Origin of the sequence: Blautia segnis, from assembly GCF_014287535.1 — a bacterium.
In the GTDB taxonomy this organism is placed as follows: Bacteria; Bacillota; Clostridia; order Lachnospirales; family Lachnospiraceae; genus Blautia_A; species Blautia_A acetigignens.
Genome location: NZ_JACOOT010000034.1, coordinates 1 through 26,162 on the forward strand (window position 1 = coordinate 1; position 26,162 = coordinate 26,162).

Consider the following 26,162-nt stretch of genomic DNA (forward strand, 5'->3'; position numbering starts at 1 on the left):
GACTTGCCCGAATAACCGCCCGACCTATCCGACACAATGCGCAAGTGCCGGATAGGAACGGCAAAATTTTTTACACTTCTATTACTTCTTTATCGCACATCAGTAAAAAGCCAGGGCATCAAACAGCTGATGGCTGGTGCCGGAATCATGCTGCTGGGAACTACCCTGATTCCACAGCTGGCAACATTGTTCTCTTAAGAGGAGTGGTAGATGAACACCATCATTGAGAGAATTACGGAAGCGATAAAGGATATCCTGATCGGGCTTATCAAGTCATGTTTGGATAACATGTTCACGTCTGTCAATGAGCAGGTGGGAACCATAGCCGGGCAGGTGGGACAGACACCGCAGGGATGGAATGCAGGGATTTTTAATCTGATTCAGAATATATCCCAAACGGTGATTGTCCCCATTGCGGGACTGATCATCACCTTTGTCCTGTGCTATGAATTGATCACGATGGTAACACAGAAAAACAATTTCCATGAATTTGAGACTTACAATATTTTCCTCTGGATCTTCAAAGCGTATGTAGCTATTTATCTGGTGACAAATACGTTCAATATCACGATGGCGGTCTTTGACGTTGGCCAGCATGTGGTCAACAATGCCGCCGGGGTGATATCAGGAAACACTGCGGTGGATGCAACGGAAGCAATTTCACGGATTGTGGATGCCCTGGAGGATATGGAGTTAGGGGATTTGTTCCTGCTATCCATGGAAACGATGTTGATCAGTGTTACCATGCACATTCTGTCAATTATCATTACGGTAATCTTGTTCGGAAGAATGATAGAAATTTACCTTTATACTTCCATAGCACCAATTCCGTTTGCCACCATGACCAATAAGGAATGGGGCAATATCGGAAACAACTATTTAAAAGGCTTGTTCGCACTGGCATTTCAGGGATTCTTCATGATGGTCTGTGTGGGAATTTATGCAGTTTTAGTAAATGCAATGACCATATCCAGTGATCTTCATGCAGCTATGTTTTCAGTAGCGGCTTATACCGTGATTCTTGCATTTTCATTATTCAAGACCGGAAGCCTTAGCAAATCTATATTCAATGCCCACTAGCGGGCAGGAAAGGAGCGCATACCATGGCGTATGTACCAGTACCAAAAGACCTTACCAAGGTCAAAACAAAAGTAGCATTAAATCTGACAAAGCGGCAGCTGATTTTCTTTTCACTTGCCGCAGTTGTGGGAATTCCGTTTTATCTGTTCATGAGAAAACCAATCGGTTCCAGTATTGCTGCCATTTTGATGGTAACGATCATGCTTCCGTTTTTCTTCATGGCAATGTATGAAAAAGACGGACTTCCCTTTGAAAAAGTGGTGGCAAATATCATTCGACAGAAGTTTATCTGTCCGGCAGTAAGACCATATAAGACAGAAAATTTTTATCAGGAGATTTCCACCCTTGTAAAAAAGGAGGGTGTGCCGGATGGCAAAAAAGACAAAGCAGGAGACTCAGCAGGAGCGTCTGTCCCTGGCGGAAAAAAGAAACCGTCAGGAAAGAAGAAACAAAAAAAGCAGAAAAGAAAGAGAACAGGAAAAGCGTAAGAAGAAACAGGAACGGGACCGCAGGAAACAGAAAAGCATTCCTACAACTGCACAGCAGAGTATTCCGTATATTCGGATGTTGCAGGATGGTATCTGCCAGGTGACAAAGACCTTTTTCTCCAAGACGATTCAGTTTTACGACATCAATTATCAGCTTGCTTTAAACGAGGATAAGACCACGATATTTGAGAATTACTGTGATTTCTTAAATTACTTTGATTCTTCCATCAGTGTGCAGCTGTCCTTCATCAATCAGCAGGTGGATGTGGCAGAATTTGAAAAAAGCATTGATATTCCGGATCAGACGGATGACTTTAATGCCATTCGTGAAGAGTACCGTACTATGCTGAAAAATCAGCTTTCCAAGGGAAATAATGGTCTGGTAAAGACGAAGTATATCACTTTTGGAATCGAAGCAGAGAGTCTGAAGGTAGCAAGACCAAGACTTGAAAGAATCGAAACAGATATCTTAAACAACTTTAAGGTTCTGGGAGCACAGGCACATTCCTTGAATGGACTGGAAAGGCTTGAGATTCTGTATCATGTGTTCAACCAGGATCGGATCGAACCATTTAAGTTCCAGTATAAGATGCTGCCGGAAACCGGATTAAAAACCAAAGATTTTATTGCACCGACTTCCTTTAACTTTTCCAAGAATCAGACATTTTTGATGGGAAGAACGATGGGAAGTGTAAGTTACCTGCAGATTCTTGCACCGGAGCTGACAGACCGGATGCTTGCAGATTTCCTGGATGTGGATGACAGCATCAATGTCAACATTCATATCCAGTCCATTGACCAGAGTTCTGCGATTAAGATGATCAAGAGCAAGATTTCAGATCTGGATAAGATGAAGATTGAAGAGCAGAAGCGGGCAGTACGTTCCGGTTATGATATGGACGTGCTTCCATCGGACCTTGTAACCTATGGAGAAGAGGCGAAAAACCTGCTGGAAGATCTGCAGTCCAGAAATGAGCGAATGTTCCTTGTGACGGTTCTGGTTATGAATACCGCAAAGAAGCGGCAGAAGCTGGAGAATAATATTTTCCAGGTACAGGGAATCGCACAGAAATATAACTGTTCCTTAAAACAGCTGGATTATCAGCAGGAAGCAGCACTCATGTCCTGTATTCCGCTTGGAGTCAATCGAATTGAAATTCAGAGAGGGCTTACCACATCATCAACCGCAATCTTTGTGCCATTTACGACACAGGAACTGTTTCAGGAAGGGGAAGCTCTTTATTATGGATTGAATGCGTTATCCAACAACATGATCATGGTTGATCGGAAACGCCTGAAGAACCCAAATGGACTGATTCTTGGTACACCAGGTTCTGGTAAGTCATTTTCAGCAAAGAGGGAAATTACGAACTGTTTTCTGATTACGGAAGACGATATCATTGTCTGCGATCCAGAAGCCGAGTATTCGGCACTTGTGCAGGCGCTGCATGGACAGGTGGTTCGGGTTTCACCGGTATCTGACCAGTATATCAATCCGATGGATCTGAACCTGAATTATTCCGAGGAAGACAATCCGCTGTCATTAAAAGCAGATTTTATTTTATCTCTGTGTGAGTTGATTGTTGGCGGAAAGAATGGACTGGAGCCGGTAGAAAAAACGATCATTGACCGTTGTGTGCGGCTGGTCTATCAGGAATATCTCGCTGATCCGGTGCCAGAGAAGATGCCGATACTGGAGGATTTATATAATCTGTTGCGGAAACAGGAAGAGCCGGAAGCACAGCGTCTGGCAACTTCATTGGAGATTTACGTTACAGGTTCCCTAAATGTATTTAATCATCGCACAAATGTGGACATCAACAACCGTATCGTATGTTTTGATATCAAGGAGCTTGGAAAACAGCTGAAGAAGATCGGGATGCTGATTGTGCAGGACCAGGTATGGAACCGAGTGACGATCAACCGTTCCGCTCATAAATCCACCCGTTACTATGTGGATGAATTCCATCTTCTCTTAAAAGAAGAACAGACAGCAGCCTACAGCGTGGAAATCTGGAAGCGATTCCGTAAATGGGGCGGTATTCCGACAGGAATTACCCAGAACATTAAGGATCTTTTAGCTTCCAGGGAAATCGAGAATATTTTTGAAAACTCTGATTTTATCTATATGCTCAACCAGGCATCCGGAGACAGGCAGATTCTGGCAAAACAGCTGAATATCTCACCAACCCAGCTGTCCTATGTAACCAACAGTAATGAGGGGGAAGGACTTTTGTTCTATGGAAATGTCATTATCCCATTTGTAGACAGATTCCCGAAGAATTCCCTCTATAAAATCATGACAACCCGCTTAGAGGAGACTTCCGAAGCAGGTTAAATCAAAGGAGAAAACAATGTTACGAGCAATTTCATATGTATTAACTTTTAGTGGCGGTGCTGTTTTCGGCATCGCTTTTCTCTGCTTATTACAGGCAGGGAAAGGGTATCCGAAGAAGGAGGAGTAAGTAGTGGCAGAACAGAGAATGAAAGTCAGGGACAAGAAAGTCCAAAAGATGACCAAGGATGGTCTGGTGGAAGAAAACCTGACAGATAAATCTTCTGTTCGTGTCAGTAACCGTGCCAGTGATGTGCAGATGGGAAGAAAACAGGGGGAAAAAGAAGAAAACCTTGTGGATAAGTCTCCCCGCCAGTCTGAACGGAGTGGGAAAAATATTCGTCCCTCTGTGCAAAAATCCAGAGATGCACCGGAACTGATACGGACAGAGAAGCAAAGTGAGGATCTTGGACAGAGTAGTAAACAGCAAAATAGAAAAAGAATCCGTGCTGAAGTCGGAAAAGAATCCAGACTTGCAGAAAAATCCGAAGCCGGACAGTCAGGGAGACTGAAAGAAAAACGTGCGGATCTATCAGAAAACAGAGGAGACAGCCGGAGAAATCAGACAGGTGGCAGCAAAAAGCCAAAACAAAAGCAGCGTTTGAAATTTGCTTATGAGGAGACTGGTGCTTCTGTGAAAAATGATAAAGATATGGAGAAGTTGAACCAGATGGATGCGGATGGAGTCAATTTCCGCCATCAGAAACAGAAGGAAAAAGCCAAAAAGTTTTCTTATGAGGAAGCCAAAAAGAAGAAGGAAGCAAAGCAACATTCCAAGAAGGCACAGGTCTATCAGGCAAATGATGGAGAAGCTCCTGAAAAGAAGAAATCCCGCTTGAAGTTTGGCGAAGGGGAATCTGTGAAAACAGAAAAAACTTCTGTTGTCAAGAAAGCAGGTAGTGCAACTTCCGCAGCATTGCACCGTGAGATCAGCAAAAATGAAGACGATAATGCGGCGGTAGAAGGTGCCCATAAGTTAGAAGAAAGCGGCGAAGGTGTTTACCGGCTGGAACAGAGAAGTGCAAGACGCAGGAAACAGAGGGCATCCAGAAAAAGAAGCAGACTTGAAAGACAGGAAGAGAAACAGGCACAGGCCGCAGCCCATCAGGAGCAGAAGAAGCTGAAAAAACAGATTCAGAAGCAACAGATCAAACGGGATTATGCCAAAGCGAAGCGAAGTGAACAGACAGTAGGAACAGCTACAAAAGGTACGATTGATTATATTAAGAAGATTGGCGGTAAGGTCACCAACTTCTTTAAAGAAAACCGGAAGGTGTATATCAGTGTAGCAGTTCTAATCGGATTGATGTTTCTGATCATAACGAATGTCACGTCTTGCTCTGCAGTGTTTTTACAAAATGTGATCACTTATACCGGAACCAGTTATCTGTCATCGGATCAGGCAATCCGGGAAGCGGAACTGTATTACACACAGCTGGAAGCTAATCTGCAGGAGCGGATCAACAACATGGAATCTGAAGAACCGGGACATGAGGAATACCGATATAACATCGGACCTATTGAGCATGATCCGTTTATCCTGATCAGTTATCTGTCAGCAAAGTATGAAGAATTTACCTTTGAACAGGTAAAGCCAGAACTGGATGCTCTTTTTGCATTGCAGTATCGGTTAGAAACAGAAGCAGTCAATGAGACTGTGACAGAGACAGCAACTGTAAGAGTTGGAGAATCTTTGGGACAGGTTGTGACCAGTGGGTATTGTAACTGCCCAATTTGTTGTGGTATTTGGAGCGGAGGACCGACTGCCAGTGGAGCATATCCAACTGCCAATCATACCTTAGCGGTAGATGCTTCCAATCCGTTTGTACCAATGGGAACAAAGGTAGTTATGAATGGTGTCGAATATACTGTAGAAGATACCGGAGCTTTCGCAAGATACGGTGTACAGTTTGATGTCTATTATGACAGTCATGCGGCAGCATCTGCACATGGACATCAAACATGGGAATGTTATCTGGCAGATGATAATGGAAGCAATGAAGTGGAAGTGACCAGGACAAGAGATGTAGATGTGCTGAATGTCACCTTAAATAGTGGAAACCTGATGTCAATCTGTCAGGACAGGCTGGGATTTTTCCAGAAAGAACTGTTCAGTGCCTACAACGATACAAAAGGCAACTTGCAGATGTTTGCAACACCGGTTGATTTTAACTGGTATTCCAGTGTGACCAGCTATTATGGATACAGGATTCATCCAATATCAGGAGCAAATCAGCTTCATAATGGTATGGATATCGGAGCACCGGAAGGGACAACAGTAATGGCAGGGCTGACCGGAACGGTTACAACTTCTGCTTATAACGACAGCTATGGCAATTATGTTGTGATCAAGGACAGTAAAGGCTATGAACTGCGGTATGCACATTTAAGCAGCCGGAGTGTATCTGCAGGAGCATCCGTCACGAAAGGTGATGAGATAGGTCTTGTAGGAAATACTGGAAATTCCACAGGAAGCCATCTTCATATTGAACTTCTGAAAAATGGAGAGCGGTTAAATCCGATCTTTTATCTGGAAACAGGAGAAGGGGCAGGATTTGGCGGAAATGAATATACCAGTGAAGCAGCACAGCGTTTGTTAAATGAAGCAGCGAGATATCTCGGAACACCATATGTGTGGGGTGGATATTCCCCAAGTGGATTCGATTGTTCTGGATTTGTAAGCTACTGTCTGACAAACTCTGGTGTAAGGAATACAGGAAGATTAACAGCACAGGGACTGTACAACATTTGTACACCAGTATCCCAGTCGGAGGCGCAGCCGGGAGATTTGATTTTCTTTACTGGAACTTACGACGCAGGGGAGCCGGTAACGCATATCGGAATCTATGTAGGCAATGGTCAGATGATCCATTGTGGACATCCGGTGCAGTATACGTCCATCAATTCCCCATACTGGCAGAGCCATTTCTATGGATTTGGACGATGGTAAGAAAAAAGGGCGGCTGCATCAGCCGTCCGGAAAGGAGAACCGATGAAAAGTCTTGAAAAAGCTACGGCAGATTATGAGAAAGCCAAAGAGAAAATGGAAGCTTCCAAAGCCAGATATGAAGCAGATTTAAAGCGGTTCAAGGCTGCGGAGATAGCAAAAACAGAAGCGGAAAATCTGGAAATTGTAAAAATTATCCGTGCGATGGATATGAGTATTCCGGAATTAGAAGCTTTCAAAAAGAGAATGAAAAATGAACTGCCCGGCAGGGTAGAAATACAGAAGGAGGAAACAAAAGCCGATGATGAATCTGGAAAAAATGAAACAGAAGAAGAGAACAATTACTAAAAGCAGGGTAAAAAAGAGCTTGCTTGCAGCAACGACATTTCTTTGCCTGACAACACCTTTGCTCCAGACACAGACTGCTTATGCAGCTGAGAATACAACACCTGCAATCACGATTGAGAAACCGGATGGCTGGAAACAGGGAGAAACAACCATTGCTGTTACGGTAGATGCCAGCCATATGCCGGATGGTTTCTCAATAGCAAAAATTGAAGCAAAAGCAGGAAAAGATGGGAGCTGGCAGGATGTAACCGGAAGCGGAAGTATCACGATCACTGGAAACCAGACAGTGTATGTCCGTGTGACAGATGGTGAGGGGAAGGTCTATGAGCAGAATCGCTCTATTAAGTGTTATGACACAGAAAAGCCTACGCTTTCTGCATCTCTGACAGATGGTGTACTGACGATTCAGGGAAATGATACCGTTTCCGGCATTACTTCTGTGACAGTTAATGGCACCACTTATACAGATCTGAAGGATGGAATGCTGAGAGTGCAACTGACACAGAAAGATTTTACAACAAAACAGATTGAAATCACGGTAACGGATGGTGCCGGAAATACTTCTGAAAAGTATGTGTTGCAGAATCCTTATTATGAATGGGCAAAGAAGCAGGCAGAGAAACAGAAAACTTCCAGTGACAGTAATGGTGCAATGGCAACCACGACCAGTGCAGATGCAACTGGGACTGAGAAAACAACGACTTCACCGCTTCCGCAGGATGCGCAGGCATCTGAGCCAACAGATGCAAAAGGAACTGTGGATGATCGGACAGTGACAGGTATTGAGGAACAGCTTAATAAAGAAGGCGAGACAGCAGATTCTGTTACCAAAACGGCTACGGAAGGCACAAAAGAGTTTTATACCATTTCAACTAAGAGTGGTAAGATTTTTTATCTGATCATCGACAATTCAAAATCTCAGGATAATGTGTATTTTCTTACAGAAGTCAGTGAAAAAGATCTGATGAACTTTACACTTTCTGATTCGGTGACACTTCCGGAAGTGGATACGGTTTATGCAGAACCAGAGAAAAAAGCAGAGGAAGAAAAACCGGAAACGACAGAGACAGATGAGAAAGATAAGGTGGAGGATGAAATCCAGATGCCAGAAGATAAAAGCCCATTTGGAACGTATCTTCTGATTGCGCTGGTAGCAGTCGGAGCTGCGGCAGGAGGATATTACTTCAAAGTCTATAAACCAAAGCATGAATATGATGACGAGGATGAGATGGAAGAGGATGAAGATGAATCCGAAGATTCAGAGTCAGAAAAACGGGAAGTAGACGATGCAGATGAGCAGGAAGAAAGTGCAGAACCGGAAATCCTGAGAGATGAAGATTTCAATGATGATGTACTGGAAGATGAAGAAGAGGAGTAGGAGTAAATGAAATTAGTGATTGCAGAAAAGCCATCGGTTGCGATGGCACTGGCTTCGGTACTGGGAGCCAGAACAAGAAAAGATGGCTACGTGGAGGGAAACGGTTATATCGTTTCCTGGTGCGTAGGACATCTAGTTGGATTATGCGATGCATCGGAATACGATGAAAAATATAAAAAATGGAGATATGAAGATCTGCCGATTGTGCCGGAATGCTGGAGACACAAGGTTTTGGATGGAACAAAGAAGCAGTACGGAATCTTGAAAAAACTGATGAGAGATTCCAATGTAGATGAAGTGATCTGTGCTACTGATGCAGGACGTGAAGGAGAGTTAATCTTTCGTCTGGTGTATGAGCAGGCAGGATGCAAAAAGCCGATGAAGCGGCTCTGGATTTCTTCCATGGAAGAACAGGCAATTAAAGATGGATTTGCGTCATTAAAAGACGGTTCGTGTTATGACAGTCTCTATCAGTCAGCACTTTGCAGGGCAAAGGCAGACTGGCTGGTGGGAATCAATGCGAGCCGTCTTTTTTCCGTTCTGTATAACCAGAATCTGAAAGTCGGAAGAGTGCAGACACCAACACTTGCCATGATCGTGGATCGAAATCAGAAGATCAAGGAATTTACCAAAGAAAAATATTATATGGCTCATATCAAGTTTGATGATATGGATGCAGTTACAGAGCATTTTCAGAAAAAAGAGGATGCAGATAAAGTGGCTGCGGACTGCCTGGAGCGGATGTGCGAAGTGGAAAAGGATGATGTGAAAGAGAAAACAGTCCGCCCTCCGAAGCTTTATGATCTGACCACCCTTCAGAGGGAAGCTAACAGAATGTTTGGCTATACCGCACAGCAGACATTGGATGCAGTGCAGGAGATGTATGAGCAGAAGCTTGTCACTTATCCGAGAACAGACAGCCAGTATCTGACAGATGAGATGGGAGAAAGCACAGAAACTCTGATTCAGATGTTACTTGGGGAAATGCCTTATGCTGAAAGCCTGGAATATCAACCGGACGTGAGTAAGGTATTAAATTCAAAGAAAGTATCTGATCACCATGCAATTATCCCGACCATGGAAGTAGCAAAGGCAGATATAGGTAAACTGAAAGAGCGAAACCGCAAGATTTTGTATCTGATCAGTGCCAGGGTACTGACAGCAACTGCAGATCCTTATATTTATGAAAGCCATAAAAGCCAGATTACCTGTAATTATCATACGTTTTATCTCACGGCAAAGAAAACAAAGCAGGAAGGATTCAAGGCAATCGAAAATAAAATGAAACAGTTCTTTGGCGTAAAGAGTGAGAAAGAAGAGCCGGAGCTGGATATCTGGGCAGGTAAGCATTACGGTCCTTGTGATTCTTTTGTATCGGAGCATTTTACACAGCCACCGAAACAGTACACAGAAGATACCCTGCTTTCTGCGATGGAACGTGCTGGGAATGAAGAACTGACCGAAGATACGGAAAAGAAAGGACTTGGTACTCCGGCAACAAGGGCAGCAATCATTGAAAAACTGATTCAGTCTGGTTTTGTGAAAAGGGAAAAGAAAAATCTGGTGCCGACAGATGATGGCAATGTACTGATTACGGTTTTGCCGGATGAGATTAAATCTCCGAAGATGACAGCAGAGTGGGAAATGGCATTGAATCACATTGCCCAGAATACAGAGACAGCAGATGAATTCCTAAATGGGATTACAGAGCTGATGCAGGAACTGGTTGCCAGATATCAGGCTATTTCAGAAGAAAAGAAAGAGCAGTTTCAGGGAAAAGCAAAAGGGGAAGTCATTGGCAAATGTCCCCGATGTGGAGCTGATGTCAGGGAAGGAAAAGTAAACTTTTACTGTTCCGACCGGAACTGTGCTTTTACCTTATGGAAGAATGATAAATTCCTTGCAAGCCAGGGGAAAAAGATGGATAAGGCGGCAGCAAAGAAGTTCCTGTCTAAAGGAAAAATCCATTATAAGGATCTGGTATCCAGAAAAACAGGGAGACAGTATGAAGCAACTGTGGAAATGATTGATCCCGGCGAGGGAAATGTGCAGTTCAATCTGATTTTCCCATAACGATAAGTAATGTATTGCAGGCAGTCTAAGGACTGTCTGTTTTCATACAAATATTATGAAAGAGAGGACCTTAGCATGAAGAAAAAAGGTAATTTTAGGAAAGTAGTATCTGGATTGCTGGCAGGCATGACAATGCTTAGTACAGTGTTGTCTCCGATGACTGCATATGCAGCGGAGATCCAGCCAGAGGAAAAACCGCCACTTTATGAGGAAGTGAAAGACCTTCTGGATGAAGAGGAGGTGGTGACTGCCAAAGATTATGAACTTGAAACAGGCAGTGTATTTGATGTGAAATCAGACTACACAGGACTGGAAATCAAGGATGATGAAAAGGTTAAAGTCACATTTGAGGAAGCAAAGAACGACAAGAATGAGGATTTTACGACAGATCATGTGGACACTTACAAAGCGGTCTATTATGTGGAACCGGTAAATCAGGAGCATCCGAAGTATCAGATCAGCCGAAAGCTGATTGTGCGTGAGAAAGAAACAGAAGTGCAGACAGAAACTGCAGGGAGCGAAGCAGTAACCGAATCTGAAACAGCTGGCAGTGAACAGCAGACAGAAGAAGCGGAGGATTCAGAATCAGACTCGGAAATTACCGATATTGATGCTGATGAATTTGATGATTTAGTAGAGCAGGCACAGAATCAGGATACCTATGATGAAGAATCCGGGTTAGAGCTTCACGATGTTTTGGAACAGGCAGGAGACGAAGGTGTGGATCTTGATTCTATGGAAGAGGGAGAGATTGCAACATTTGAAGCAGTTTTGGCTTATTCAGCAAGAAGTACACAGCAGGTAACAATCGAAAAAGGACCTCTGTATAGATATGCAGATTATAATCTTGGAACCTATCTGACAGAGCCGTACTATATCAGCTACGGAAGCGTCAGAGCAACTGCGTATTGTGTACAGCCGGCAAAACCAGGACCAGGATCTGGAAATTATACAATCACAAAGATCGGGGACAATCAGGCGTTAGCAAAAGTGTGTTATTACGGTACAGATGCCGCAGGAAGCGAAAGTTTTTTTGCGAATAAACACACGGATTTTTCAGAAGGAAAAAGATTCATCATTATTCACATGGCTGCATCTTATGCCAATGGAAGCAGTGATGCATTCTATGGAACAAATGCTACAGGCGAGGCTTTGGCAAAAGAACTCTATAATTATTGTGCAAATAAGCCGGAAATACCAGATGTAGCGATGTCATTTTCCAAACCGAATGTAAAAGCTTATGTAGATGGAAATGTTCAGAGAACGGAGAACATTAAGTTCAATGCATCTTCCCAGCAGAAAATCACAATGGACTTACCAAAGGGAGTGAAGCTTTATAATGTATCTACTGGAAATGTAAGTGCGGCAGGTGCAAGCGTAACAATTGGAGGCGGAACCACGTTTTATCTTTCAGCTCCTCTGACACAGACAAGAGATGTAAGTGCTACTTTTTCTGCAAAAATGAAGGGAAGTATTACAAAAGATTATTCAGCATATAAACTGACTACGAATGCAAGTGTTCAGGATCTGGCATTTGTGTTTGGAGAAGGTGTCGCTGATGAAAAATATGTAAGCTTAAAGGTGTCCTGGATTGAACAGGCTACGATCGAAATCGTAAAGAAAGACGATACAGCGGATGTTAATCTTGCAGGTGCAGTGTTCGGTGTATACAGCGATGAGGCTTGTACAAAGCTGATCATTCAGATGCCGGCAACAGATAAGAATGGAAAATCTTCTGTTACGATCATCAAGACACAGGATACTGTTTATCTGAAAGAGATCACCGCACCACAGGGATATGTGGTAAATGCAACGGCAACAAATGTAAAACTGGTAGCAAGTAAAACCTCATCGGTAACTGTGGAAAATAAGGAACAGCTGGCAGAGCTTACCATTTACAAAGAAGGACAGGTTCTTACCGGAGCAGATGTCAGTGAAAATGGAACGGTATTCCAGTATGAAAACCGCAGACAGAAAAATGCAGTGTATAACGTGTATGCCGGGGCAGATATCGTAACTGCTTATGGCACAAAAGTGTACAGCAAAGGTGACCTGGTAAAAGATAATCTGACTACGGGAGAGAATGGTTCTGTTACACTGAAGAACCTGCATCTTGGAAGCTATGTGGTGAAAGAAGCAAAAGCACCGGACAATTTCTATAACGGCAGCGAAGAAAAGCCAGTGACTCTGACTTATGCCGGACAGAATAAAGAAGTTGTATTTGCAGATGTGACTTTTAACAACGAAAGACAGAAAGCAGATGTTTCCGTAGTAAAACAGGATAAAGATACAAAGAAACCACTGAATGGCGGTATTTTTGCTCTGTATGCATCCGATGATATTAGAAATGCAGACGGAACCGTTGTTGTGAAAAAAGGAACACTGATTGAGAAAGCAACTACTGGAGCAGATGGAACTGCAAAATTCACAGCAGATCTTCCGATTGGATATTCCTATTCCGTAAAAGAAGATCAGGCGCCGGAAGGCTATGTAAGAAATACAGAAGATGTGTATACGTTCAAGTTTTCTTACACCAATGATAAAGAAGCAACCGTATTATTTGCCCATACCTTCAGCAATGACCGTGTGACAGCAAAGATCAATTTATTCAAAGTTGATAAAGAAACAGGAAAAGCAGTACCACAGGGAGATGCCACACTGAAAGGTGCGGTTTATGGTCTGTATGCCCGTGAAGATATCGTGCATCCGGACGGAGCAACTGGAACTATTTATAAAGCAGGAGAACAGGTAGCATCTCTTACAACAGATGACAAAGGACAGTCTTCTGTAAAAGGTTTATATCTTGGCAAATATTATGTCAAAGAGATCACACCGCCGACCGGATACCTGGCAGATACAGAAGAGCATGATCTTGTGTGCAGTTATGAAGGAGATATGACAGCAGAAGTAAAAAGAGAGTGCACTTCCAGTGAGCAGGTCATCAAACAGCCATTTCAGATCATCAAAGCAGCCAACAATGGAAAGACCGATGCAGATCTGTTATCCGGAGCCGGATTTACAGTTTATCTGAAATCTTCCCTTACAAAGAAAGCAGATGGAAGCTATGATTTTGATTCTGCCAAACCAGTAGTGAGTGGAGAAAATGGAGCAACTGAGATTTTCACAGATGAAAAAGGGTATGCCTGCAGTATTCCATTACCATTTGGAAGCTATATCGTGCGTGAAACTACAACACCGCACAATTACAAGCCAGTCGATGATTTTGAAGTGAATATCACAGAACATCATCCAAACGAGCCACAGATCTGGCGAGTGCTTCTGGATGAAGAGTTTAAGGCAAAACTGAAAATCGTGAAAAAAGACGATGAAACAAAGAAATCTGTATTGATTGCCGGGACAGAATTTAAGGTATATGACCTGGACAACAAGAAGTATGTGGAGCAGGTAACAACTTACCCAGTGACAACTACTCACAAGTCCTATTTTACGGACAGCCAGGGATATCTGATCATGCCGAAGAATCTGAAGATCGGACATTACCGGATTGAGGAAGTCAACGCACCGGAAGGGTACACAATCAATAAGAACTATGTAGAGATTGCGGTGGATGCAAATACAGCATACCAGATGGATTCTGAGAGCGGAGATGCCATTATTACGGTAGACTACGAGAACCATCCGGTAAAAGGAAAGCTGACGATCTATAAAAAAGGTGAGATGCTGACCGGATTTAAAAAGGATTTTGTTTATGAAGAAAGATACCTGAAGGGTGCATCATTTCATGTCTATGCAGCTGAAAATATCTATACACCGGATTATCAGAAAGATGAAAACGGAAACAGACAGCTGATCTATGCAAAAGATGCACTGGTAACAACGGTAACGACCGGGGAAGACGGAAAAGCAGTTGCTGATAACCTGCCGCTTGGTTCTTACTATGTGGTAGAAAAGACTGCACCGGAAGGATTCGTCCTGAACCATGACAGATCGGATGTCTCATTTGTCTATGCGGATCAGGATACACCTGTGATCGAACAGGAAGTGATGGTTGGCGATGACCGCCAGAAAGTTGCAATCCAGGTAGAAAAACAGGATGCAGAAAATGGTGCAACCGTAGCAGGAGCTGTCTTTGGCATCTATAACACAGAAGATCTGAAGAATGAGAAAGGTGAGATCATTGTAAAGGCAGATACACTTCTGCAGGAAATGACTTCTGATAACGATGGTCTTGCAGCATGTACGCTGGATCTGCCGCTTGGACAGTATTATGTGAAAGAGTTAAAAGCACCGGCGGGATTTGTATCCTCTGATGAAGTTCTGAATCTGGATGCTTCTTACCAGGGGCAGGATGTGAAGACAGTAAAACTGAAAACAGTGAAAAAGAACCAGCCGACAACAGTTGAAATCACAAAATCTGATGTAACAACAGGTGTGGAACTGGATGGGGCAAAACTCACCGTTCTTGATAAAGAAGGAAATGTTGTGGATCAGTGGACTTCTGTAAAAGATCAGCCACATGTGATCAAACGACTGACTGTGGGTAAAGAATACACCCTTCGAGAGGAAATGGCACCGTATGGATATCTGAAAGCGACGGATGTGAAGTTCACACTGGAAGATACTGCCGAGATTCAGAAAGTAGAGATGAAAGATGAAGTTCCAACAGGACTTCTGATCATCAACAAAAATGGAGAGTTTCTGGATAAGGTGACACTTTTGGATCATGTAAAAGGTACCGTGGAGCATCTTTTTGAGTATGTAACCGGAAGCCTTTCAGATGTGGCTTTCGATGTATTTGCTGCGGAAGATATCAAAGCGGCAGATGGTGTCAGTGAAGATTATTTCAAAGCAGATGAAAAAGTAGGAACCATTACCACAGATTCCAATGGTATTGCACAGATGGGAGATCTCCCGGCTGGAAAATACTATGTGAAGGAAGTAAAAACAGCTCACGGTTATGTGCTGGACAAAGAGTCGAGATATGTTGACCTTTCCTACCGTGATCAGGACACACCAGTCATCACTTATGATGAGAAATGGCAGAATGCCCGTCAGAAAGTAAAGGTTACGGTTCTGAAGAAAGAAAAAGATACAGAACGTGTTCTTGCAGGTGGTGTCTTTGGTCTTTATACCAGTGAAGATATCAAAAATGCAAAGGGCGAGGTACTCCTTGAGAAAGACAGTCTGATCGAGCAGCGGGTAACGGATGAAAAAGGACAGATTACTTTTACGGCAGATCTTCCGGTAGACGGAAAATACTATGTGAAAGAAATCTTTGCGCCGGACGGATTTGTTACAACAGAAGAAGTACAGGAATTTACCTTTGAATATGCCGGAGAAGACCAGGCAGAAGTAAGCTACGACTTTACTTTTGAAAATCAGCCAACCACAGTGGAGCTGTCCAAAACAGACCTGACAACAGGTAAAGAACTTCCAGGTGCACACCTGAAAGTAACGGATTCAGATGGCAATACAGTAGATGAATGGACTTCTACGGAAGAATCCCATGTGATCAAAGAACTGGTTGTTGGTAAGAAATACACCATGACAGAGACAAAACCGGCAGATGGATATGTCACTGCAGAAAGTATTACTTTCACAGTAGAGAATACAGCAGAGGTTCAGAAGCATGAGATGAAAGATGATGTGACAAAAGTAGAGATCAGTAAGACTGATATCACAGGAGAAACTGAGATTCCAGGTGCGAAACTGACGATTCTCGATGAGGATGATCAGGTAGTAGAGAGCTGGACTTCCACAGAGGAAGCACACTATATCGAAAAACTTCCAATCGGTAAATATACCTTACGTGAAGAGCAGGCACCGAAAGGATATCTTCTGACATCGGATGTTAGTTTTGAAGTAAAGGATACTGGAGAGATCCAGAAAGTAGCTATGAAAGATGACACTGCCAAGGGAAAAGTGATTCTCAATAAGACAGATAAATCATCAGGAGAACCGCTGAAAGGGGTAGAATTTGAACTCCGTGACAGCAAAGGAAAGGTACTGGAAACCTTAAAGACAGACGCTGCCGGTCATGCAGAAAGTAAGCTGTATGAGATTGCCACATTTAAGAACGGCAAATATGATACAGCAATCAAGTATTATCTGGTGGAAACAAAAACACTGGACGGATACACACTGGATCAGACCAAGCATGAAGTGACATTTGCCTATGCAGATGACAGTACACCGGTTGTAGAAGTTACCTTTAATCTGACAAATGAGAAACCGGAAGTTCCAGAAACACCGAACACACCGGATATACCACAGTCCCATGAAGAGACAAAGGTATCAAACGCACCGAAAACAGGTGACAGCACGAATATCTGGCTGCCAATCTTGCTTCTTGTAATCTCCACAGGAGGTATGGCAGGACTTTATATCAGCAGGAAAAGGAAATAAGGAAATTAAAACCAACGGTTATGATTGGGAGCTTCTATGTGAGGCTCCCTTTTTCATACAAAAAAATCACAGAAAGGAACAGAAAACTATGATGAAAGCAATGGAAAAAAGACAGGAAGCACGAAAAAACCAGGAGAAAACAGTAAAGAGAATGATGGCTTATCAGAAGAAAGCCGAGCAGATGGTCAGCAGAAAAAGAATGAACCATCACATGATCAGAAAGGGGTAAAAGCGTATGATGAACAGAAAAGAATTTTATGAATATGTCAAAGACAATGTAAAGGAGTATCTGCCAGAGTCTTATAAGGACGCAGAAATTAAACTTCAGGAAGTAGAAAAAAACAACGGTTTGAAGTTGACAGGTATTACGATTCCAAACGGAGATCAGAGAATCGTACCGACAGTCTATCTGGATTCCCTCTACCAGGAATATATCCATGGAAAAGATGTAGACTCTTGTGTTGGCGATGTGGCTGATATGCGTATTGAGGCACAGGGAAAAGCAGAATTTTTTGATATGGGAGTTCCAGATATTCTGGATTATGAAAAGATGAAGGACAAATTACAGATGAGAATTTGTGATAAGGAATGGAATACCGATCTTCTTGCAGATAAAGTAGTCACAGAACACGGAGATTTTGCAGCTTATTATGCAGTAAATCTGGAGGAAAATGGAGAAGGGATCAGCAGTATTCCGGTAACTGTTTCTCTGATGAACGAGTGGGGAGTATCTGCCGAACAGATTCAAGCGAATGCGATGGTGGCAGACCGAAAACGTGGTGTCACACTTATGGATATGAATGAGATTATCAAATCTATGATTTTTGGTGAAGAACCAGAAAACCTGCTGAATGAAAAAATGGATATGGAAGCCATGGAAAACCCAATGTTCTGTCTGACAAACAAAGCTAAGATGAATGGAGCTTCCCTGTTACTGCAGGAAGATATTCGTAAACAGATTGGGGAATGCCTGGGAAGTGATTACTTTGTCATCCCATCTTCCATTCATGAAGTGCTGATTCTTCCTGATAACGGCATTTTTCAGGTTCCGGAATTAAATGCGATGGTACAGGAAGTCAATGAGACACAGGTGGAAAGACAGGAACAGCTTTCGGATAAGGTTCAGTTCTGTGATAAAAAGACCGCAGTAATGGAAAATGCTGAGCGTAGGGAAGCTCGTTTGGAGAAAGAAAAAGCAGCCGAAAAAGTGGAAGTAAAAGGTGGAATCCATGGAAGACTGGAAAAAGCCAAGGCAGAGATCAAGGCAAAAGAGGCAGACAAAGTGCCAAAGAATAAGTCAAAAGATCTTGCCGCAGCATTATAAAGAGAAACAACGATGATTTTAAGGGGACTGTACTAAGCAGTCCCTGATTTTATGAAAAGGAGTAGCACATGGCAAATAAATTATATGCAATGGAACAGCTGACGGAAGAGGTGGCAAAAGATGTAGCTGCCAGTCCGCAGGAATGGATGCGGTTCCTAAACACTTCATCCAGACTGTACAAATATACTTTTCCAGAACAGCTTTTAATTTATGCACAGCGACCGGAAGCAACTGCCGCAGCATCCATGGAAATCTGGAATCAGAAGATGTACCGCTGGATCAAAAAGGGATCCAAGGGGATTGCCTTGATTGACAATACTTCCGGACCAAAAACAAAACTTCGGTATGTATTTGATGTGCAGGACACTTATAAAGTGCGGAATCTGGGAAAAGATCCACAGTTATGGAATCTTCCAATGGAAGGTGAACAACTGGTTGCAGATTATCTGCAGGAGCAGTTATCACTGGAAGATACAGAAGGAGGGCTTGCTGAAAGTCTGCATCAGGCAGCGAAGGAGAGTATGCAGGAATGGCTTCCAGATGCATTGGAAGAACTGAGACTGGATGTGACAGGGACATTTTTGGAAGAACTGGACGAACAGAATCAGGAAGTAGAATTCCGGGAACTGATGACCAATAGTGTCTGGTATGTATTACTAAACAGGTGTGGACTGGATGTACAGGAATATCTGGATGCAGAGGATTTTCGGCATATTACGGACTTCAATCAGCTGAAAGTATTAGGACATCTGGGAAGTGCAGTCAACGAGATCAGCAGACCAGTTCTGATGCAGATTGGACGATATGTTCTGAATGATCTGGAAAATGACCTGAAAACGGTTGCAAAAGAAAAAGAAGTAGCATATAATGAATTTAACACGTTAATTCGTGAAAGCAATACAGATAACACAGAAGATAGAGAAGAAAAAAAGGAGGAAACAGACTATGAGAGAGATCAGTTACAGCCAGAACGGAGAGTATCAGATTCCAGATATCAGCCTGGAAGAGACGAGAGGAACCATCGGCAAGTACGGAATGATGCGGAAAGAGTATCTGAGAAATCACAAGGTAGCCAGGTTCAACATTCTGACACTGCAGAACCGTCTGGACAGTCATCTGATGGAGATCGACAGCCAGGCAAGACAGAGAGTAGACGACCTGATGAACGAACTTCTGGAGAAAGATCCGGCACCGGACAAAATGGCAGACGGGATGGCATGGACCAGACACATGAACCAGATCAAGGCACAGGCAGAGGAGCTGGTGATTCAGGAGATTATTTACAGTTAAGTCTGTTCCCAACAGAAGAGGAACAGTTAGGAGAAATAAGGAAAGCGGCAGCTGCATTGGAACAGCCAGCCGCTTTTCTTATTTCCGATGAAGTGGTAAATGATATTCTCCGCACGGGAAGCGGACAGAAAAATACACTGTTTCATATTACAGCAAGACTGATTGAAGGTCTGGATAATGAAGAAATGCGGAGTTTTCTGAAAGATGAATATGGAACTGGTGGCAAAGGATTTACCATAGATGGTCAGAAAATCAGTATCTGGTATGACAATGATGGTATCCGTATCCGGCGAGGGGACTCTGCCAGAAGAAACTTTGACCGCATGGTTACGTGGGAAGAAGCAGCGAACAGAATTCGGGATATGTATGAGGATGGAAATTACGTGGATAATTTGATTTCCAATAATGCCATTGAACAGGAGCAGGAAGAAATGACCAATCTTCTTGCACTTCATTTTCGGGATACTTGCAGAAACTGGGAAAAGAAACAATCATATTCAGACTGGCAGGATGTAGTGAGTGGAGCATGGACAGATCAAGAGGAAGCAGATGCGATTGTCTATCGTTTTGAATGGCTGCAGAAATATATGGATGAGAATCCGGGAGATTATCACCGCTGGGAGATTCAGCATAATCCGGAATATTTCCAACGCTTTCAGGATCTTCAGAGGGAGCGTTCCTGGGTAGACCAGAAATTTACGGTCGAACGTCCGGCACTATCCTTTATCACACAGGATGAAATTGACGCAGTGTTAAGAAGAGGCGGCATTACTGCAGGAGGACGTAACCGAATCTATGAGTATTTCATGGAACATCATGATATGAAAGATGCAGCTGAGTTCCTGAAAAATGAGTATGGAACAGGTGGTTCCTCACCCGGAATACCAGGAGCAGATGCTTCCGACGCATCCCATGATGCAAAAGGATTAAAACTTGCAAAAGGGAAAATTGGCAGTCCAGAGGTAGAAGTTTTATTAAAGTGGAACAAGGTTGCAGAACGTGTTCGCCAGTTAATCCGCACAGATGATTATTTGTCACCGGAAGAAATGGAAAAGTACGAAGAACGACAGGAAGCACAAAGACTGGCAGATTTGGAAGAAGCACAGCAGATGTTAGGAGAACAGCTGGAGCAGGATACTTTGACAGCGGAAGATATAACTGATTTGCGATTAGTTGATTCAGAATATATGTCTGGTACCAGAACAAAAATCCACGATTTTGATTGCAAAGTTAAGGGAGAAGCGAATCGACTTCAATACACATTAGAATATCATGATGATGGAGAAGGTTTCACGATTCATACGGAAAAAGATGATATTTGGAATCGAATGTCAACACAAGAATTGGAACGTCTGGATGTAAAACTCGGACAAGAAGTACTTTATTATCATTATCACAACAAAACTGTAAATGCGGATACTTTAGATGAATTACGGGAAATCAGGGAAGAAATTATGGAGGAAGAGTCCTTGTATTTTACTGCTATTTCTCAACGTGTGTGGACAGATTATGATAAAAAAGAAAAAGAATTATCTGGAGAAGTTGAGGTATCGGAAGAAAAAGAATCTTTGGAAGAGATTAACGGAATATCAGAAACGATTCCAGCAACGAACTTCCGCATCACAGATGATGAGCTTGGACAGGGTACAGCAAAAGAAAAGTTCCGTGCCAATATCATGGCTATCCAGTTGTTAAAGAAATGTGAGGATGAGAATCGCAATGCAACACCGGAAGAACAGGAAATCTTATCCAGGTACGTTGGCTGGGGAGGTCTTGCAGATGCATTTGATGAGACAAAATCTGCATGGGAGACAGAATATCTGGAATTAAAGACCGTCCTTACACCGGAAGAATATGCTGCAGCCAGAGCTTCCACATTAAATGCTCATTATACACAGCCGATTGTGATTGAAAGTATGTATCAGGTGTTGGAGAATCTGGGATTTACAAAGGGAAATATCCTGGAGCCATCTATGGGAGTCGGGAACTTCTTTGGAAAGCTTCCAGAGAATCTAAACCAGTCCAAACTCTATGGAGTGGAACTGGACAGCATCAGTGGCAGAATTGCTAAACTTCTCTATCCAGATGCCAATATCCAGATCAAAGGCTTTGAGAAGACGGATTATCCCAATGATTTCTTTGACGTGGCAATCGGAAATGTGCCATTCGGTGCATATAAGGTCAATGACCGTCAGTATGACCGCTACAATTTTATGATTCATGATTACTTTCTTGCCAAGACTATAGATCAGTTACGTCCAGGTGGTGTAGCTGCGTTGATCACAACAAAGGGAACTATGGACAAGGCATCACCGGAAGTCCGGAAATATTTGGCAGAGCGTGCAGACTTGCTGGGGGCAATCCGACTGCCGAACACAGCTTTTAAGGCAAATGCAGGAACAGAAGTCAGTGCTGATATTTTGTTTTTCCAGAAGCGTGAGAGTTTCACAAAAGAGATGCCAGACTGGGTGAATTTGGAGAGTGATGCAAATGGGATTACCATTAACAAGTATTTTGTTCAGCATCCGGGATTGATTCTTGGTGAGATGAAAGAAGTGTCCGGTCCGTATGGTATGGAAACAACCTGTGCTCCAATGGAAGGAGCTGATCTGGAATTACAGTTACAAGAAGCTGTAAAACACATCAAGGGAAGCATGGTAGCGGCAGTAGATATAGAGGCAGAACTGGATGAGATGCCAGAGAGTATTCCGGCAGATCCGAATGTTCGAAATTACAGCTATACGGTGGTAGATGATCAGGTATATTACCGTGTCAATTCTTTGATGAATCAGGTGAAAATGCCTGCAGCCACTGCAGAACGTGTAAAAGGCATGGTTGCAATCCGTGATACCGTTCGTGAACTGATCGCCATGCAGATGGAAGAATTTGTCACAGACGAAGAAATCCAGAAACAGCAGAAAAAACTGAATCAGGTGTATGATACCTACACAGCAAAGTATGGAGTTATTGGAAGTAATGCTAACAAACGTGCATTTTCTGATGACTCTTCTTATTGTCTGCTGTGTTCCCTGGAAGACTTGAATGAAGATGGAACATTGAAGCGGAAAGCGGACATGTTTACCAAACGAACCATTAAAAAGGCGGTCGCTGTGACAAGTGTGGAGACAGCCACAGAAGCACTTGCTTTGTCCCTAAATGAAAAGGCTAAAGTAGATCTCCCATATATGGCACAGTTGACCGGAAAGACCGAAGAGAAAATCACAGAAGAGCTGGTTGGAGTTATCTTCAAAAATCCACTGACAGACCAGTGGGAAAGTGGAGATGAATATCTGTCCGGAAATGTTAGGGATAAATTAAATACAGCGAGAACTTTTGCAGAGAATCATCCAGAATTCACACCGAATGTCCGTGCATTGGAGGCAGTTCAGCCGAGAGATCTGGAAGCATCGGAGATTGAAGTGCGTATTGGAGCCACCTGGATTGAACCTTCGGATTATCAGGAGTTTATGGTGGAACTGCTTCATACGCCGAGGTATCTTGCGCAGAAGGAAATACAGGTAAAATTCTCTGAGATAAATGGTGAGTGGAGGATTACAGGAAAGAACGCCGACAGTCCAAGAAATGCGTTTGCCTATGCAACGTATGGAACGGAGAGAGCAAATGCCTACCGGATTCTGGAAGATACCTTGAATCTAAAAGATGTTAGAATCTATGATAAAGTCGTAAATGACAATGGGGATGAAGTGCGAGTTTTGAATAAAAAAGAAACTATGTTGGCATCACAAAAGCAGGATGCTTTGAAGGCTGCATTCCAAGATTGGATTTTTAAGGATCAGCAGAGGAGAGAAAGACTGGTAAGCGTGTACAATGAACGTTTTAATAGTATCCGTCCCCGTGAGTACGATGGAAGTCATCTGACTTTCCCAGGAATGAATCCGGAAATAGAACTTCGATCGCATCAGAAAAATGCAGTCGCACATCAGCTATACGGTGATAATGTGCTTCTGGCACATGTAGTAGGAGCTGGGAAGACTTACGAAATGGTAGCGGCGGCAATGGAGAGCAAACGTCTGGGATTATCTCAGAAAAACCTCTTTGTAGTTCCAAACCATTTGACGGAGCAGTGGGGAGCAGAATTCCTGCAGTTATATCCAGGGGCGAACATTCTGGTAGCAACGAAAAAGGATTTTGAACCGGCAAATCGAAAGAAGTTCTGTGCCAGAATCGCTATGGGAAATTACGATGCTGTTATTATTGGTCATTCCCAGTTTGAGCGTATTCCAATCTCTGATGAGAAACAGGAAGCCATGCTTCAGAGGCAGATTGATGATCTGGAAATGGCAATCCAGAGTGCAAGGTATGAACAGGATGGTGGACGTTATACCGTCAAACAGATTGAAAAGACAAGAAAAACATTGCAGACAAGGCTGGAGAAACTGAATCAGAAAGAGAAAAAAGATCAGGTAGTTACGTTTGAAGAACTGGGAGTGGATCATTTATATGTAGATGAAGCACACAGTTATAAAAACGCATTTCTTTATACAAAAATGAGAAATGTAGCCGGGATTGCACAGAATGAAGCACAGAAGTCGGCGGATATGTTTAATAAATGTCAGTATCTGGATGAGATTACCGGAGGAAAAGGCATTACCTTTGCTACGGGCACACCGATTAGCAACAGCATGACGGAATTATATGTTATGCAGAGGTATCTGCAGAACAGCAAATTACAAAATATGGGACTTGGACTGTTTGATTCCTGGGCCTCCACCTTTGGCGAGGTAGTCACGAGCATTGAGCTTGCACCAGAAGGAACAGGCTACCGTGCAAAGTCAAGATTTGCAAGATTTTATAATATTCCGGAACTGATGAATATGTTTAAGGAGATTGCAGATATCAAGACTTCCGATCAGTTAAAGCTTCCTGTGCCAGAGGCGGAATATGAAACAGTGGTGCTGAAACCAACGGAACAGCAGAAAGAAATCGTAGAAAGTCTGGGGGAACGTGCAGAAGTTGTCAGAAACGGAGGGGTAGATGCTTCGGTTGATAATATGCTGAAAATTACCAACGATGGAAGAAAATTGGCATTGGATCAGCGTTTGGTGAACGAATTATTGCCAGATAATCCAGAAAGCAAAATATCAGTCTGTGCAGAGAAAAGTTATGAGATCTGGAAAGGCACGGCAGCACAGAAATCTGCACAATTGATTTTCTGTGACTTGAGTACCCCGAAAGGCGATGGCAGCTTCAATGTTTATGATGACTTGAAGCAGAAATTGATGGAAAAAGGTGTACCGGAAAAAGAGATTGCTTTTATTCATGATGCAAATACAGAAGCAAAGAAGACGGAGCTGTTTGGAAAAGTGAAATCCGGGCAGGTTCGTTTTTTGATTGGCTCAACAGCAAAGATGGGTGCCGGGACCAATGTGCAGGATCGTCTGATTGCGTTGCATCATCTGGATATTGGTTGGAAACCATCTGACTTGGAACAGAGAGAAGGGCGTATTATCCGCCAGGGAAATCATAATAAAAAGGTTCATATCTTCCGATATGTAACAGAATCCACATTTGACAGCTACATGTGGCAGTTGATTGAGAACAAGCAGAAATTCATTTCTCAGATTATGACCAGTAAAGCACCTGTGCGAAGCTGTGAAGATGTGGACGAAGCGGCACTTTCCTATGCAGAGGTCAAAGCTCTTGCAACCGGAAATCCAGCAGTAAAAGAGAAGATGGCATTGGATGTTGATGTGGCAAAATTAAAACTTTTAAAAGCCAACCACATGAATAACCAGTACCGCCTGGAAGATGATATTGCAAGGAATTTTCCACAACAGATTGCAAAACTGACAGAAATCATTGACAGCTACAAGGCAGACATCGCTCATTATTCTGAGCATAAAAGCACAGATCCAGAGCAGTTTACTATGGAGATTGGTGGCAAAGTGTTCACAGAAAAGAAAGAGGCAGGAGCAGCACTTCTGGCGGTATGTAAAGATATTAAAACTGTAGATGCTGCGATGGATATCGGAAACTATCAGGGATTCAATATGAGGATTCAGTTTGATGGATGGAGTAAAGAATTTATATTATCTGTCAAACATGAGGCTGTCTCGAAAGTTCATCTTGGAGCAGATGCACTTGGAAATATTACCCGTATCAACAATCTGTTGGACAGTTATCCAGAGAAGCTTTCAGAAGCACAACAAAGATTGGAAACAGTGTATGAACAGATGGCAAATGCGAAAGAAGAAGTGGGAAAGCCATTTCCAAAAGAAGAGGAGTTGAACCAGAAACTGGAGCGACTGTCAGAGCTAAATGCATTGCTCAATATGGATGAACGGGAAGATGCAGAAGCAGAAGTATCTGAATCAGATGAGAAAGAAGAAAGACCGGCACGTGGTTCTATCCATGAAAAACTGCAGATTTGTAAAGAAAAGAGTCAGCGGGAAAGTGAAACTGGCAAGGATAACAGAAAACGGGACTTTGGTCTGGAATAAGAAAACAAGGAAGATGGCATAATCTGACAGAAAATATGTTCTGTGGGTTATGCCATTTTTCAGAATACAGGA

At 42.9% G+C, this 26,162-nt stretch carries 13 protein-coding genes; all 13 read left to right on the plus strand.

Going from position 1 to position 26,162, the window contains the following annotated elements:
• The first annotated feature begins 36 nt into the window (after positions 1-36).
• The 13 genes from H8S54_RS19440 to H8S54_RS14640 all read left to right on the plus strand — a co-directional run bounded on the left by H8S54_RS19440 (position 37) and on the right by H8S54_RS14640 (position 26,090).
• Entirely contained in the window at positions 37-198 is a 162-nt protein-coding gene (locus tag H8S54_RS19440; protein WP_083382882.1) for a Maff2 family mobile element protein, read from the plus strand.
• Positions 199-210: 12 nt separating this feature from the next.
• Positions 211-1,080 carry a VirB6/TrbL-like conjugal transfer protein, CD1112 family gene (locus H8S54_RS14585; RefSeq protein WP_118383792.1) on the plus strand — a complete coding sequence of 290 codons (870 nt, stop codon included), beginning with the start codon at positions 211-213 and terminating at the stop codon, positions 1,078-1,080.
• A gap of 23 nt (positions 1,081-1,103) precedes the next feature.
• Entirely contained in the window at positions 1,104-1,568 is a 465-nt protein-coding gene (locus tag H8S54_RS14590; protein ID WP_024720790.1) for a PrgI family protein, read from the plus strand.
• On the plus strand, positions 1,450-3,906 hold the full coding sequence (locus tag H8S54_RS14595) for a VirB4-like conjugal transfer ATPase, CD1110 family (RefSeq protein ID WP_186582106.1): 2,457 nt from the start codon (positions 1,450-1,452) through the stop codon (positions 3,904-3,906). The genes H8S54_RS14590 and H8S54_RS14595 overlap by 119 nt, the downstream gene beginning before the upstream one ends.
• A 16-nt stretch (positions 3,907-3,922) precedes the next feature.
• A complete protein-coding gene (locus H8S54_RS14600; RefSeq protein WP_008688066.1) occupies positions 3,923-4,033 on the plus strand; it encodes a hypothetical protein in 111 nt (36 codons plus the stop codon).
• Between the two features lie 18 nt (positions 4,034-4,051).
• On the plus strand, positions 4,052-6,853 hold the full coding sequence (locus H8S54_RS19110; protein WP_186582129.1) for a CD1108 family mobile element protein: 2,802 nt from the start codon (positions 4,052-4,054) through the stop codon (positions 6,851-6,853).
• A 42-nt stretch (positions 6,854-6,895) separates the two neighbouring features.
• Positions 6,896-7,198, plus strand: a complete 303-nt coding sequence (locus H8S54_RS14610; protein WP_005344193.1) for a DUF4315 family protein — start codon at positions 6,896-6,898, stop codon at positions 7,196-7,198.
• The gene (locus tag H8S54_RS14615; protein ID WP_330600198.1) at positions 7,152-8,576 is read left to right on the plus strand and encodes a CD1107 family mobile element protein; all 1,425 of its coding nucleotides are present in this window, start codon (positions 7,152-7,154) and stop codon (positions 8,574-8,576) included. The genes H8S54_RS14610 and H8S54_RS14615 overlap by 47 nt, the downstream gene beginning before the upstream one ends.
• Positions 8,577-8,582: 6 nt before the next feature.
• Positions 8,583-10,649 carry a DNA topoisomerase 3 gene (locus H8S54_RS14620; protein ID WP_186582105.1) on the plus strand — a complete coding sequence of 689 codons (2,067 nt, stop codon included), beginning with the start codon at positions 8,583-8,585 and terminating at the stop codon, positions 10,647-10,649.
• Positions 10,650-10,724: 75 nt separating this feature from the next.
• Positions 10,725-17,015 carry a SpaA isopeptide-forming pilin-related protein gene (locus tag H8S54_RS14625; protein ID WP_186582104.1) on the plus strand — a complete coding sequence of 2,097 codons (6,291 nt, stop codon included), beginning with the start codon at positions 10,725-10,727 and terminating at the stop codon, positions 17,013-17,015.
• Between the two features lie 88 nt (positions 17,016-17,103).
• Positions 17,104-17,244 carry a hypothetical protein gene (locus H8S54_RS14630; protein WP_008688072.1) on the plus strand — a complete coding sequence of 47 codons (141 nt, stop codon included), beginning with the start codon at positions 17,104-17,106 and terminating at the stop codon, positions 17,242-17,244.
• A 6-nt stretch (positions 17,245-17,250) separates the two neighbouring features.
• On the plus strand, positions 17,251-18,339 hold the full coding sequence (locus H8S54_RS14635; protein WP_144167203.1) for a DUF5688 family protein: 1,089 nt from the start codon (positions 17,251-17,253) through the stop codon (positions 18,337-18,339).
• 68 nt (positions 18,340-18,407) lie between these two features.
• Complete coding sequence (locus H8S54_RS14640) at positions 18,408-26,090, plus strand: DEAD/DEAH box helicase family protein (RefSeq protein ID WP_186582103.1); 7,683 nt, start codon at positions 18,408-18,410, stop codon at positions 26,088-26,090.
• The last annotated feature ends 72 nt before the right edge of the window (positions 26,091-26,162 follow it).